This window comes from Sinorhizobium alkalisoli (assembly GCF_008932245.1).
GTDB classification, from domain to species: Bacteria; Pseudomonadota; Alphaproteobacteria; order Rhizobiales; family Rhizobiaceae; genus Sinorhizobium; species Sinorhizobium alkalisoli.
On sequence record NZ_CP034910.1, the window covers coordinates 636,236 to 649,071 of the forward strand.

The following is a 12,836-nucleotide window of genomic DNA, read 5'->3' on the forward strand; positions in this document are numbered from 1 at the left end:
GCATCCAAGAAGCCCTGTCCGACGCACCCTACCTCCTATTTTTGAGGCGACGACGGAGCGACCTGACAGGGGAGGTCTGGCCGTCGGCAATGCCCAAAATGCCGGGGCGGATTGTTCGCCCAAGCATCCGCTAAACCCAGCTCGTGCTTCCAGCAGTTTCCCCTGGAGATATTCAGTCAGCCGAGAGCCTGGCTGGCCAGGACGAAAGTTTGAACCTCCGGCGATTGCGACTCGCTTATAGCACCCCGAGTCATCGCAACAACTCCGCCCTCGTGAGGCAGCCCCCAGCCTTCGAGCAACGACGAAAGGCCGCTCTGTTCAGGGATGTCGATGCGCACGAAACGACCTTCCTTCCCGGAGAGGATAAAGGCAATCAAATCCCTCGCCTGGTCGGCGTTTTCTGCCGCGACCGGCCCGACGACTTCGCCTACCCCGAAAGATCGCGTGGCCGCGAAGGCGGCGATGTTGTCACCGTTCCGGATAACGGCAAACGGACCCTCCTTCGCCAGCGTATCGTAGAGGGCGCCGCGGTCGGCGCCGAAAGCCGCATGGTCGAGCGCTTTGATTGCCGGCATGGCGTCGCCGGGCCTTATCCACCCGACATTTTCCGGTGTATCGACCTGACCAACAACACCCTGGTGGCGGAAGATTTGGTGAGTCGCAACGAAGCCCAGCTTTTCATAAAGTGGTAAGCCGTCGCTCGTTGCCGTCAAACGGCATTCCCGATCCCCGGCGAGTTCGATCACGGCGCTGGTCAATTTTCTTCCAAGTCCCCGGCCGCGCTGGTTTTCGTCGACAATAATCATGTTGATCGCTGAACAGGTGTTGCCGAAGGGAGTCATGAGAGCCGTGCCCACCACACGGTCATCCGCGAGGGCAACGCGTCCCTCGCTTATCGACCATATCATTTCCCAGTCTTCTCTCCTGTGCGCCCAGCCCGCTGCACGCGACAGCGCCAGAGCACCATCCAGATGGTGAGCCTCGAAAGGCGCGAGAGTAACCGTTTCCGTTTGCATGGGGTGATCCATTTCGTTGGTCTCTAAGCTCACCTCGGAACAGCGGCGGCGGTTGTCGCGATACCGGGTGAAGTATTGAAGTTTCAGGCTGTATCCCGCGACGACAGCGATGCACGAGCCCCTGAAGAGGTTTTGGCTGCGCGCGCGAGCCGGGTTTGCAAGACGGCATGGGCGGATAAACCGCCCATCCAATTTCGGGATTGAGCCGATCGAAGGGCCGTGTCTGCCCCTCGCTCAAAGGATCAGGTGACCGTGACGAAGATTTTCCGCGCCGTCTCAATTGTCTTCCAAACCCCGACATAGCCGGGCTTCATCACGAAGCTGTCGCCCGCGCGATAGATGACCGGCTCCTTACCCTTCTCGGTCAACTCGATCACACCATGGACGAGGTGGCAAAATTCAAACGTTTCGCCCTTGATGGAGTGCGTCTCACCGGGCGTCGCCTCGTAAACGCCGGTATTGACTCTGCCCTCCTTGGCGGTGTCCTGCAACCAGGTCTTGAACGCGGGGCTGCCGGCGATCAGGCGATCCGGCTCGGCAGTCCTATGCTTCGGTTCAAACGATGGGTTCGGGTCGATGGTTTTCAGTAGTGACATCTAGTTCTCCGTTTTTTACCTGAGTGAAAGTGAGATCCGCGTCGTCGTTAGAAACGAATGCATGATGGCTATTGATCGACTTCGACGAGACAGCATGCTCCCCCACTGGCAATATTCGAATTGGCCCGCGTCGCGGGGAACAGGTGACGCATCGGGGCTCCTCGCCCAGGCGAAATCTGTTGCGCCGACCTTACACGCGCTTCATCTACACCATCAAATTCCGCCCACCTTTATTCTGGAGCCGTCAAAGAAGCGCGACAGCCGGAAGGGCGTGGGGTCGACACAGGGTGCATCATTGGCAACCAGGTCGGCTGCCAGGCGGCCGATGCCCGGCCCGAGCCCGAAGCCGTGGCCGGAACCGCCCGCGGCAAGGTAAAGGCCTTTCACACCATCGGCCGGCGAGATGACCGGTACCGCGTCCGGCGTACAATCCACATAGCCTCCCCAACTGTCGGCGACTTCGATGCCCGTCAGTGCAGGGAACTGCTTTGTGACACCTTTCAGAATAGCCGCGATCGTGCGGCGGCTCGGCGCCGGGTCAAGAACGCGCATCCGCTCGAACGGCGAGGTCGTGTCGCTATTCCAGCTAGCGAATGCCTCCGGACCACGAAAGAAGGACCCGTTGATGCCTATTTGCACCGCCTTCAGACGCTTCATGAACATCGGCATGAACGAGCGGGCGTAGCGAAGGCCTTGTGGGGTGATATCCAATGTAGCCCTGCCGCTGATCGCAAGCGTGTAGCTGCCATCCAACCGGCGGGTCAACGCGCACTCCGGCGTATAGATCGCCTCACCCAGGTCCGTTGTGGGTCGGGTACGCAGCGCCGTCTGGCGCACGCTCGCCTGCGGGAACAGGACTCCGTACTGGTGACAAAACATCGACGTCCAGGCACCGCCGGCGCAAAGAACGGCTTGCGTCCGGATGGTCCCCTTTTCCGTGATAACCCCCGCCACCGCTCCATTGACCATATCGAGGCCTCGCGCCGCGCATTCCTGGTGGATCGTCGCCCCAAATTTGCGAGCGCCGTTCGCGATCGTCGGCGCGGCGATGGCGGGCTCGGCCTTGCCGTCATTGATCGAATGGACCCCCCCAAGCCATTGGCGGCCTTTCGCGGGAATTGCGGCAGCCGCTTCCCTGGCGCTCAGCATCTTCGTATTGACGTTGAACGGGCGGGCCGTCTCACGCCATGCTTCCCATTCCGCCAGCTGCTTCGGATTGTCCGTGGCGTAAAGCAGACCGCATCGGCGGAAGCCGACGTCGTCACCGATCTTCGCCGCGAACTCATCCCAAGCTTGCAACGCGATGCCTGAGAGCGGCAACTCGCGCGCATCCCGCATCTGCCGCCGGCACCAACCAAAGTTGCGGCTCGACTGCTCGCAGCCGACATGGCCTTTTTCGACCAGAGCGACGGACAGTCCCCGCTCTGCGAGAAAGAAAGCTGCCGTTGCACCGACGATGCCGCCGCCGATGACGACGACATCCGCCTGGGCGGGAAGCTCTTGATCGTTCTGTATGCGTTTGACGATTGGAGACATGGGGGCTGACCTGAACTTTGGCGGCCGATCTATACGGCACTGTTTCCTGCCCCTCCGGCAGGAGCATCCGAGGCAATGACGGCTATCGCATCGACTTCGACGAGATAGCCATAGTGAAGTTCCGGCACCGGAACGACGGTGCGAGCCGGGCGGGAATCCCCTAGTCGCGCCCCATAAACCTGGTTGAAGCGGGGCCAATTGGCCACGCCGACGATGTAGGCGGTCACCCTGACGAGATCGGCCGAGGTTCCGCCTGCGGCTTCCAGGATCGCCAGCAGGTTGTCGAGGGCCTGCACCGCCTGGGTCTCGAAGCTGTCATCCGGCAGGGCTTCTCCACCGGGTCGGATCGGCAGCTGGCCCGAAATGTAGAGGTGCTGACCGACGAGCTTCGCTTGTGAGTAGTGGCCCGCCGGGCTTGGTACTCGACCGGTATTCACAGTCATGGACTTGGACATCACCAGCCTCCAAAGCGGGTCCAACGGGCCTCGACAGCATGCGAGCGGCCGCGGACCACGTGATAGGTTTCGTGCTGCGCGGCGGTCGCACAGGCGTGATTCGGCAGGATCCGCACCCGGTCTCCGACCGCAAGATCCGGGAGCCGTGCATTCGATCCGGGGCGCACCGCTATGATTCCATGTTCCTGGTTCGCGTCGGCAACGATGATGTCATGATAAGGCGTGCCATCCACGTCACAGACCAGACCATAGCCCTGGTCGACGGCCTGCTTGCCAGTGCCGCGGTCCCGCGACAGCGACATCCATCCGCCATCGGTTATGATCCAGCCTTTCTCGCGCTGGTGTCCGATGACGGTTGCGAGCACGCTGAGCGCGATATCGTCGATTTGGCAAACACCAAGCCCAGCCATCACCAGGTCGAAGAAGACGAACACGCCCGCGCGGACTTCCGTCACTCCCGCGAGATCCGTCGCGTGATGGGCCGTCGGTGTCGAGCCGACGCTGACGACCGGGCACGGCAGCCCCGCGTTCCGCAAAATGCGCGCGGCCTCCACGACGGCCAATCGTTCGGTTTCCGCGTAGAGCCGCAGCGCCTCGACGCCTCCGCCCTTATAGCTGTCGCCGGCATGGGTGAGCACGCCACGCAGCTCGGCACCTGCCGTCAACGCCTGCCCGATTTCCACCAGCTGCGCGTGATCAGTGGGTCGCACACCGGAGCGGTGGCCGTCGCAATCGATCTCGATCATGGCCGGGATGCGCGTCCCGGTCCGCCGAGACGCCTCGGCCACCGCTTGTGCCTGCTGAACAGCATCCAGAGTGACTACGAGATCGACGCCGTTCGCCCGCAGCTCCGCGACACGCTCGAGCTTCGCTGGGGTGATGCCGACCGCATAGATCATGTCCCGGACGCCTGCCGCCGCGAACTGTTCAGCTTCCTTCAGGGTAGAGACGGTCGCCGGGCCCGCCGGCGAGTTCATTACCCGCCGCGCCACTTCGATCGACTTGGCGGTCTTCAGATGCGGCCGGAGTGACACGCCCAGGGCGTCAAGGCGGCTCCTGAGCCGCTGAACATTCCGGTCCATTCGGTCGGCGTCCAGGATCAAACAGGGTGTTTCCAAGTCCTCAAGGCGGGTCGAGGCGGCCAGCCGGGAGGTGGGGTCGGTCGTGGCTAGAGCCATGAATCTGATCTCCAATTCTGGATTTCACCTTGCGATCAAACCATGAAGATGACAATTAATGACATGTGAATGATCGCTTCAGGTTCCGATTAATGTTGACGTCCGACGATCTTGCCTTCTTTTCAGTGCTGACAGGCTCGAAATCTCTGGCCGAGAGCGCGAGAAAGCTGAACGTTACGCCACCGGCGGTGACACAGCGCCTGCGCGCCCTGGAGGAGAAAGTCGGGGTGCGGCTGATTGACCGCTCCGGACGGCGGCTGCGGCTTACGGAAGAGGGCTCGTTGGTCGCTTCGCACAGCGTTATCGTCAGCGAGGCCATCGATTCGCTTGCCGAAGCCCTGGCTGATCGCAGGGGTGCGGTTCGCGGACATCTCAGGGTCGCCGCACCACACGGATTTGGACGGCTTCATGTGGCGCCGGTCGTGGAAGCGTTCGCACGAGAGCACGGCGGCGCGACCGCTACCCTGCAGCTGTCCGACCATCCGGCGGCGCTGCTCGTCGAAAGCTATGATGTCGTTGTTCACATTGGGGCGCCGGGGCATCTGGACCAGGTCGTTACGACATTGGCCCCCAACCCTCGAATACTCTGCGCAAGTCCGAGGTATCTCGACTCGGCACCGCCCATTTCAGCGCCTGCCGATCTTGCTCAACATCGTTGCCTAGCCGTTCGCGAGAACGAAGAGGACGTGACGCTGTGGCGGTTCAAGGGGCCGCGGCAGGAGATTGCGACGGTGCGCGTCAATCCAGTCATGTCGAGCAATGATGGTGCCGTCATCCGGGAGTGGGCGCTTGCCGGTCAGGGCATCATGATCCGTTCCGAGTGGAACGTGGCAGAAGATCTCGCTGAAGGACGGCTGCGGCAGGTGCTGCCCAACTGGAAACTCCCACCGGCCGACATTGTCGCGATGCTCGGCTCGCGCCACGGGCGAAGCGCCCGGACTGCCGCCTTCCTGACGATGCTTCGACAGGCGCTGAAGCCGCCGCCCTGGCAAGCCGGGCGCCCGGAACCGGGTCTCGTCAATAGCCCAGGATAGCCTTCGTCTCGAGATACTCTTCGAGCCCGTGCACGCCATATTCGCGTCCGTTGCCTGAGCGCTTATAGCCACCGAATGCGGCCGCCCCGTCCCACGCCGGATAGTTGATATGAACCTGCCCGGCGCGGATCCGGGAGGCAACCCTCCGTGCCCGCTCCCGATCCGAGGACTGGACATGGGCTCCCAGTCCATAATCGGTGTCGTTTGCGATCGCGATTGCCTCTTCTTCGTCCCGGTACGGCATGATCGCCAGCACGGGCCCGAAAATCTCCTCGCGAGCGATGCGCATGTCCGGCTGAACCTCGGAAAAAATCGTCGGCTGCGTGAAGAAGCCTCGATCGAGGCCTGGTGGGCGACCCAGTCCGCCGCACAGGAGCTTCGCGCCTTCGTCGATTCCGGCCCGGATCATGGCCTGCACCCGCTCATACTGGGCGCGATTGGCAATCGGACCCATGGCGGTCTCGGAATCGCGTGGATCGCCGACGTGGATGGCGTGCGCGGTTTTGCTGGCCAGATCCTCGACTTCGGCGAGCCGATGGGCGGGTACGATCATGCGTGTCGGGGCGCTGCATGACTGGCCGACATTGCGCATTCCGGCAAGCACGCCCTTGGGCACCGCCTCGGTAAAATCGGCGTCATCGAGCAGTATGTTGGGTGACTTGCCGCCAAGTTCCTGGACCACCCGCTTGACCGTCGGGGCAGCCGCCTGCGCGACGAGCACCCCCGCCCGCGTCGAGCCGGTGATCGAGATCATGTCGACATCTGGATGGCTGGAGAGGGCTGCACCGACACTATCTCCAGTGCCGTTGACCAGGTTGAACACGCCTGGCGGAGTACCCGCGTCGTGCATCAGTTCGGCAAAAAGCAAGGCACTGTAGGGTGACAGCTCACTGGGTTTGAGGACGACGGTGCAGCCCGCCGCGATCGCTGGGGCAAGCTTGGCGGTGATCTGGTAGAGCGGCCAGTTCCACGGCGTGATCAAAGCACAAACGCCAATCGGCTCCTTGGCCGTTGCGGTGTGCCCATTAATCGCCAGGAATGGATAGTTCTGAAGGACCTCCATCTGGACGCGAACGTGCTCGGCAGCGAAAAAAACCTGCGAGGCGCGCGCGAAGCTGATCGCCGCGCCCATCTCCATGACGAGGGTCTCGGCGAAGAGTTCCGCTCTCTCGTTCAGCAGCGCATGCACCCTGCCGAGCAGCTCGAGCCTCTCGGACACAGATGATTGAGAGAAGGCGGGGAAGGCCTTGCGCGCTGCCGCAACCGCGCGATCGACGTGGTTTGCGTCTCCGGCGGCAATATGCCCGATAACCCGTTCCGAGGCGGGATCAACGACGGGCAGACTCGTTGCGTCCGCGTGTTCTTGCCACTCCCCGCCAATATAGAACTGGGTTCCTCGTTCGGTTATCATGTTTGAACCTTTCGACAGTGCAATGCGGCCGGGGCGCGCCAATGTCAGGAGCATGCCCCATTCCACTTGAAGGCGACAATTCATGTCGCCTGAATGTCGGCTTAAGAGGGGCGTTAACAAAAGAGTCGACGGCAAGCTCAAAAAGTAGATGCGCCTTTGCTTTGCGGCACTCTATTTTCGGATCACAGAGGAGAGCGCAAAGGCGGTCAGCGTATCGCGTACCCCGGGCATCTCGGCTATCAGCTGCCAAATCTGCCGGATGCGGTCAGCCTCGGGAGACTCAACCCTGACGAGGAGATCGAAGTCACCAGTCATGACGTCGCAAGCCACGACTTCCGGGATCCTCCGCAACGCCTGAATAACGTCGCCACCCCTCATGCGATCGTTCCGATAGACGAAGATCAGCGCGGTCGTCACGTGTTGGTTACTCCCTCCATCGCCGGTGACGATCGTATATCCTTTGATGAAGCCTTCTCGCTCCAGTCGTTCGATCCGTACTCGCACGGCGTTACGCGAGAGATTCACTTTCGCCGACAACTCCGCATGCGAGATGCGGGCGTTTGCCTTCAATTCGACGATGATCTGTTCGTCAGTTCGATCGAGAAGATATTTCATGGGGTCGGTGCCGGTCGTTTAGCCTAGAATGTCGGGCGTTACCGACCGATAAGCTACCACGGCGACTTCCGGTAGGAAGGTTCTTTCCTTCTGACTGGCAAATCGCCTCGATGTCGAAGCCATTATGAGGCCCGGCAAAGCTTCCTTTTCCGCGCCGCTCAGGCTTCGAATCTCTTCATAACCCTGCAGTAGCGCGCGTGCCCGCTCCTCGTTCAGTTCTCCGTTGGTTTCCCCCGCCCAACCGACAAGCACATCGGCAACCTCCGAGACCAGCACATCATCGTGCCGAAGCCTGAAGTTGATGACGCCGCTTACTTCCTCTCCAAGAAAAAAGACATTCTCTTGGGCCAGCGCGCCATGAACTGCCCCGGTTGGAAGATCCGATGCTGTGCGTCTTACCTTTCGTTCCAAGACCGCATGGATTTGAGCCATCACACGGCCCAGGCTTCGGCATTTTGCCGCGCCTGCAATGGTGGATGAGGAGCCCGGTACGAAGCTGACGACGGCAACCAATCGACCCGCGGCCCGGCACGTGGCGTGGCCCTCGACGGTGCGCAGCGGCTTGGGGCAGGGTACGCCCTTTCGATAGAGCTCCTCCATGGTTTCGAAGGCTCTTTCCAGATCTAATGGCTGGGCTCCGCTCTCGAAAAGCGTAACGATGAATTCCCCTTCCTTGGCGCGAAACAGGTAGGTCGTCTCGCTGTCGCCGTCAGCGATCCCAATCACTGACGAAAGCGACGTAAAACCATAAACTGCAGTGATCGATTGGCGATCTTCGTCAGAAAGCTCGGTAAAAACAGCCATTTCCCTACCCTTGTGAGAGATGGAGTGAGATGGAGGAAGCGGCGCCCGTCACCGCTTCAGCCGATTGATGCAGACGACCTTCGGCTGTGTCATGTCTTCGTAGGCAAACCGAACGCCTTCACGTCCCATGCTGCCGAATTTGAATCCGCCAAAGGGCATTGCGTCGAACCGATAGTCGGACGAGTCATTGATCATGATACCGCCGGCGTCGATTTGATTGGCGGCATCAAGGGCCTCCTCCAGATCGTTGGTGAAAATACCAGCGTGGAGGCTGTATTCCGGGCTGTTCGCCAGCTGGATTGCCTCATCCAGTCCATCGAACGGCTGCAGGATGACAATCGGCGCAAAGACCTCCTCATTCCACAGGTCGCACGTTGCTGGCACGTTCTCCAGCACTGTTGGGGGGTAGAGAGTGCCGGATGGCCTATGCCCGCAAAGGAGAGTGGCGCCAGCGGCGATTGCGCGCTCGACCATGGCAGCAGCTCGACCGACCGCCTTTTCGGAAATCATCGGCCCCACGTCAGTATCTGCTTCCAACGGGTTGCCGGTCTTGAGCTTGGCGGTCTGAGCCACGAACTCGGCCTTGAACCGTTCATAGATCGGTCGTTGGAGCAGAATCCGCTGCGTGCCGATGCAGTTTTGGCCCGCCGCCCAGTATGCACCCGACACGCACCCTTCGACCGCGGCGTCAAGATCGCTGTTTTCCATGACGATAACCGGTGCATTTCCGCCGAGGTCCATCGCGAGCTTCTTGATGCCGGCACTCTTCGCGATGGCCTCGCCGGTCGTAAAACCCCCTGTGAAGGAGATCATCCGAACGTCCTTGGCCGAAACGAGCGCCTTGCCCAGGTCCGCCCCGCCGATAGCTACGGTGATGACTTCCTCGGGCAAGCCGCTTTCGATCAACGCTTCAACCAGCTTGATGGCCGAAAGAGGCGTAAGCTCCGAGGGCTTCAGGAGTATCGCATTGCCGCCGGCGATCGCGGGGCCGAGCTTGTGGGCCACGAGATTGAGCGGGTCATTGTAAGGCGTGATCGCAGTGATGATGCCGAGCGGCTCCCGTGTGTACCAGCCTTGACGGGATTCTGAGCCCGCATAGGAATCGAAGGGGATCACCTCGCCAGCATTCCGCTTGGCTTCGTCCGCCGAGAGCTTCAAAGTATTGACACATCTTGTAGCTTCCTTGCGGGCTTGCGTGATTGTTTTCCCCGCTTCCCCTACGACAAGGAGTGCAAAATCCTCTTTGTGGGCTTCAACAATCGCTGCCGCCTTTTCGAGAATTGCGGAGCGTCTATGACGGGGTAGGGAACGTGCGATCTGCGCACCACGATTGGCGCGCTGAAGCAGCAGGTTCACACTGTCGGCACTGGTCACAGCGACTGTCCCGACAAAGCTGCCGTCGAAGGGATTGCTGATAATGATCTCGTCCACGGATGTCTTCTTGCTGATGGCGAGGCTCTGCATCAGGCGGCCTCCCTCTTAGCAGTGGCCTGGGCGTTGTGGATGGCGACAATATCGGACAGCAGCGCATAAGCGGTCTCAATCCGGCCGGCGCCGGGGCCGGTGATGGTAACAGAGCCGAGTAGTTCGGTGTTAAGCGATACGGCATTGGTCGCGCCGTTTACACCAGCGAGTGGATGATCGAAGGGAAGTTGCTTCGGAGAAACACTGCCAGTTACCGTCCCGTCCGCATTCCGAACCGCCGATCCGATCAGCTTCCAACGGTTATTTGTTGCTGCCGCGGTTTGGATATCGGAAGGAGACAGCCCGGAAATCCCCTTGCACGTGACCTCTTCGGGCTTGAGGCTTGCCCCCAGCAGCTCGTTTGCCAGGATCACCACTTTAAGGCGAACGTCAAAGCCTTCGACATCAGCGGTCGGATCGGCTTCCGCATAGCCGAGGATCTGGGCTTCCTTGACCGCTGTGGCGAAGTCAAGACCAGCTTCCATACGGCCGAGGACAAAGTTCGAAGTACCGTTCAAGATCCCCTCGAAACCCTTCACCTCTGCGCCGGCAAGCGTCTTTTCCGCCATGCGGATGACAGGGGTGCCACTCATGACGGAGCCCTCGTATTCGAAATGAACGCCGTTCGCCTTTGCAATGGCCTTCAGTTCTTGGGCAGCGATCGCGACCGGCCCTTTGTTCGTGGTGACGACATGCTTGCCGGACTGCAGGGCCCAGCGGCAGTGCGAAACAGCCGGCTCGCCGTCCTTCGGGTTTGTAAATGTTGCTTCCACGATGATGTCAGCAGGCGCCGTCTTGATGATTGTTTCGTTGTCGGCTTCCGCACTGCCGCCGGAGAGCTGGCCAAAGCCGCCTTTCGCGAACTTCGCTTCAACGAGGGTCTTAGCGTCGAGGCCGTTTGGCGAAATAACGGAACCGAGATAAAGGTCGCTGACAGCAACAATGTTCAGGCGGAAGCCGAGGTCGCGTTCCCAGAGCGGATTCTTCGTCGCAATGAGTTCGGCCAAAGCGCGATTGACGCCACCAAACCCGATAAGAGCAATGTTGTAGATTGGCATTTGGATCCTCCGGTGAAGCATTGTGTTCCGCAATGATGAGATGCGGATCGCTCAGTCGGAACGGCACAAACAGACCAATCTGCAGTGCGTTTTGCTCGTATCACCGCCGTCGTGGCTGGTGGCCCGGGGTTGAACCGTCGGCAACCGTGTCCAACGCCGCAGCGCGCGGGCAGACAGAACTCGGATCAATGGATGGATTCGGCTGAGGAAGGATTATTGACGTCCATGACGCTCCAGCGAAGGCAGCGAGTTTGGTCAGTGGCCGGCCGGCGCATCGTCTCGCGCTGGTCGACCGTCGAGCTTAAGGGAAAGCTGTAGGCCACGTTTCGGCATCGGCAGGGGCGGGCTCAATTGAATGCGACCGAAGGTCTGCCTGCGCCGCTCCTGATCGCGTTCCCGCTGACGGCGGGCTGCGGCCACGGCCGCCATTGCGCGCTCAATGACTTGCTCTGCATGAGTCATGGATGCCTCCATTTGTTCTTGTTATGTTCTCATTTGCGGTGCGCCGTGTCAACCGGCCGGAAAACGCTGTCGCCGTGGTGGTTTATGCTTGCGGATCGCCGGGGTGCTATGGTTTGTGACGGGATAGGGATCAGACATTCGGCGTGAGGTGAACGGCCCGATCGTGGAGCGGAAAACGAATCTCAAGGATGTGGCGCGGGAGGCGGGGGTTTCCCTCAGCACGGCATCGCATGCACTCAATGGAACCGCGCCGCTGACCGTCGAAGTGCGTGAGCGGGTGCTCGAATCCGCCCGCCGGCTCGGCTATCTCGAAATCAGGCGGAAGAAGGCGACGATCGCGACATTGCAAGTCGTCCTGCTGGCGCTCACCAGCGACGCCGCGCCGCAGAGCGACGTCAACATGGTGAGCTGGACGATCCTCAATGGCCTGCGGCGGGAATGCGAAAGGCGCGGAATTCGCATCGTGCCCTTCGTCAGCGCGACCATGCGGCTCGATGCAGCGCAAGTGCGCGATGCGGCCGAGAGCGAAAAGGCCGACGGCATCGTAATCCTGAACGACGACAGGCCGGAACTCATCCGGGCTCTTTCCGCACTCAACCGCTCAATGGTGATTCTCAATGGCGAGGACCCTTCGATGCTGGTCGATACGGTGACGGTCGAAAACCGCTTCGGCGCCCGGCTCGGCACCGAGCATCTTCTTTCGCTCGGACACCGTCGCATCCTGCATCTTACCTGGCAGGGGCGCACCACCATCCGCCGGCGCTATGACGGCTATGTCGATGCCCATCTGGTCACGGGCCTGCCGGTGCCGGAAAACATGGTCGTGGTCGCCGAAAGCTACGAACCGCGTCATGGAAAACAGGTGATGCGGGCTCTTCTGAAGGCGGATCGCAGCCTGCGTGGCGCGACCGCGATCTTCTGTGCTGCCGACAATCTGGCGCTGGGCTGCCTGGAGGCGTTCGCCGAGGCCGGCATCAGCGTGCCGGAGGAGGTCTCGGTGCTCGGCTTCGACGATATCGTGCCGGGCGAATTCAGCACGCCGGCCTTGAGCACCATCCAGATGCCGGCCGACCGGCTCGGCGCCGCCGCGCTTTCACTGCTGGAGCAGCGTCTGATCGCCAACGACCCGCTGCGCCCGGCCCATCGGCTCGAGCTCGGATGCCGGCTGATCCTGAGAGGCAGCGTCGCGCCGCCCCCGAGATAGTTA

The 12,836-nt window shown here is 61.1% G+C and carries 13 protein-coding genes; 2 read left to right on the top strand and 11 right to left on the bottom strand.

The genetic code is table 11. The features are described 5' to 3' along the window. Positions 1-176: 176 nt before the first annotated feature. From EKH55_RS20630 to EKH55_RS20650, 5 genes are all read right to left on the bottom strand, one after another. Positions 177-1,016 (bottom strand): GNAT family N-acetyltransferase, encoded by an 840-nt coding sequence (locus EKH55_RS20630; RefSeq protein ID WP_192803852.1) that lies wholly within the window; start codon positions 1,014-1,016, stop codon positions 177-179. Positions 1,017-1,258: 242 nt separating this feature from the next. After that, entirely contained in the window at positions 1,259-1,612 is a 354-nt protein-coding gene (locus tag EKH55_RS20635; RefSeq protein ID WP_151612896.1) for a cupin domain-containing protein, read from the bottom strand. Between the two features lie 213 nt (positions 1,613-1,825). After that, positions 1,826-3,148 (bottom strand): NAD(P)/FAD-dependent oxidoreductase, encoded by a 1,323-nt coding sequence (locus tag EKH55_RS20640; RefSeq protein ID WP_151612898.1) that lies wholly within the window; start codon positions 3,146-3,148, stop codon positions 1,826-1,828. Positions 3,149-3,177: 29 nt separating this feature from the next. Then, entirely contained in the window at positions 3,178-3,603 is a 426-nt protein-coding gene (locus tag EKH55_RS20645) for a RidA family protein (RefSeq protein WP_151612900.1), read from the bottom strand. Further along, positions 3,603-4,781, bottom strand: a complete 1,179-nt coding sequence (locus tag EKH55_RS20650; protein WP_151612901.1) for a DSD1 family PLP-dependent enzyme — start codon at positions 4,779-4,781, stop codon at positions 3,603-3,605. The genes EKH55_RS20645 and EKH55_RS20650 overlap by 1 nt, the downstream gene beginning before the upstream one ends. A gap of 92 nt (positions 4,782-4,873) precedes the next feature. On the opposite strand from EKH55_RS20650, the gene EKH55_RS20655 reads away from it, so the two are divergent. Beyond that, positions 4,874-5,815 (top strand): LysR family transcriptional regulator, encoded by a 942-nt coding sequence (locus EKH55_RS20655; RefSeq protein ID WP_151612903.1) that lies wholly within the window; start codon positions 4,874-4,876, stop codon positions 5,813-5,815. On the opposite strand, the gene EKH55_RS20660 is transcribed toward EKH55_RS20655, so the two are convergent. The 6 genes from EKH55_RS20660 to EKH55_RS20685 all read right to left on the bottom strand — a co-directional run bounded on the left by EKH55_RS20660 (position 5,799) and on the right by EKH55_RS20685 (position 11,629). Then, positions 5,799-7,226 carry an aldehyde dehydrogenase family protein gene (locus EKH55_RS20660; RefSeq protein ID WP_151613899.1) on the bottom strand — a complete coding sequence of 476 codons (1,428 nt, stop codon included), beginning with the start codon at positions 7,224-7,226 and terminating at the stop codon, positions 5,799-5,801. The genes EKH55_RS20655 and EKH55_RS20660 overlap by 17 nt on opposite strands. A gap of 171 nt (positions 7,227-7,397) precedes the next feature. Next, positions 7,398-7,841 carry an Lrp/AsnC family transcriptional regulator gene (locus EKH55_RS20665; RefSeq protein WP_151612904.1) on the bottom strand — a complete coding sequence of 148 codons (444 nt, stop codon included), beginning with the start codon at positions 7,839-7,841 and terminating at the stop codon, positions 7,398-7,400. An 18-nt stretch (positions 7,842-7,859) separates the two neighbouring features. Continuing rightward, positions 7,860-8,645, bottom strand: a complete 786-nt coding sequence (locus EKH55_RS20670; protein ID WP_151612906.1) for a phosphotransferase — start codon at positions 8,643-8,645, stop codon at positions 7,860-7,862. Between the two features lie 48 nt (positions 8,646-8,693). Further along, positions 8,694-10,109, bottom strand: coding sequence for an aldehyde dehydrogenase family protein (locus EKH55_RS20675; protein WP_151612908.1), 1,416 nt, complete (start codon positions 10,107-10,109; stop codon positions 8,694-8,696). After that, a complete protein-coding gene (locus EKH55_RS20680; protein WP_192803853.1) occupies positions 10,109-11,167 on the bottom strand; it encodes a homoserine dehydrogenase in 1,059 nt (352 codons plus the stop codon). Before EKH55_RS20680 ends, EKH55_RS20675 begins: the two co-directional genes overlap by 1 nt. Positions 11,168-11,422: 255 nt before the next feature. Beyond that, entirely contained in the window at positions 11,423-11,629 is a 207-nt protein-coding gene (locus EKH55_RS20685) for a hypothetical protein (protein ID WP_151612912.1), read from the bottom strand. Between the two features lie 163 nt (positions 11,630-11,792). Here EKH55_RS20685 and EKH55_RS20690 point away from each other — a divergent pair, with 163 nt between their 5' ends. Further along, positions 11,793-12,833 carry a LacI family DNA-binding transcriptional regulator gene (locus EKH55_RS20690; protein WP_151612914.1) on the top strand — a complete coding sequence of 347 codons (1,041 nt, stop codon included), beginning with the start codon at positions 11,793-11,795 and terminating at the stop codon, positions 12,831-12,833. Positions 12,834-12,836: the final 3 nt, after the last annotated feature.

What these genes read in the sequence shown, in the direction of transcription:
- EKH55_RS20630 (WP_192803852.1), bottom strand. Translation starts at nt 1,016, where the DNA reads ATGCAAACGGAAACGGTTACTCTCGCGCCTTTCGAGGCTCACCATCTG.
- EKH55_RS20635 (WP_151612896.1), bottom strand. Translation starts at nt 1,612, where the DNA reads ATGTCACTACTGAAAACCATCGACCCGAACCCATCGTTTGAACCGAAG.
- EKH55_RS20640 (WP_151612898.1), bottom strand. Translation starts at nt 3,148, where the DNA reads ATGTCTCCAATCGTCAAACGCATACAGAACGATCAAGAGCTTCCCGCC.
- EKH55_RS20645 (WP_151612900.1), bottom strand. Translation starts at nt 3,603, where the DNA reads ATGTCCAAGTCCATGACTGTGAATACCGGTCGAGTACCAAGCCCGGCG.
- EKH55_RS20650 (WP_151612901.1), bottom strand. Translation starts at nt 4,781, where the DNA reads ATGGCTCTAGCCACGACCGACCCCACCTCCCGGCTGGCCGCCTCGACC.
- EKH55_RS20655 (WP_151612903.1), top strand. Translation starts at nt 4,874, where the DNA reads ATGTTGACGTCCGACGATCTTGCCTTCTTTTCAGTGCTGACAGGCTCG.
- EKH55_RS20660 (WP_151613899.1), bottom strand. Translation starts at nt 7,226, where the DNA reads ATGATAACCGAACGAGGAACCCAGTTCTATATTGGCGGGGAGTGGCAA.
- EKH55_RS20665 (WP_151612904.1), bottom strand. Translation starts at nt 7,841, where the DNA reads ATGAAATATCTTCTCGATCGAACTGACGAACAGATCATCGTCGAATTG.
- EKH55_RS20670 (WP_151612906.1), bottom strand. Translation starts at nt 8,645, where the DNA reads ATGGCTGTTTTTACCGAGCTTTCTGACGAAGATCGCCAATCGATCACT.
- EKH55_RS20675 (WP_151612908.1), bottom strand. Translation starts at nt 10,109, where the DNA reads ATGCAGAGCCTCGCCATCAGCAAGAAGACATCCGTGGACGAGATCATT.
- EKH55_RS20680 (WP_192803853.1), bottom strand. Translation starts at nt 11,167, where the DNA reads ATGCCAATCTACAACATTGCTCTTATCGGGTTTGGTGGCGTCAATCGC.
- EKH55_RS20685 (WP_151612912.1), bottom strand. Translation starts at nt 11,629, where the DNA reads ATGACTCATGCAGAGCAAGTCATTGAGCGCGCAATGGCGGCCGTGGCC.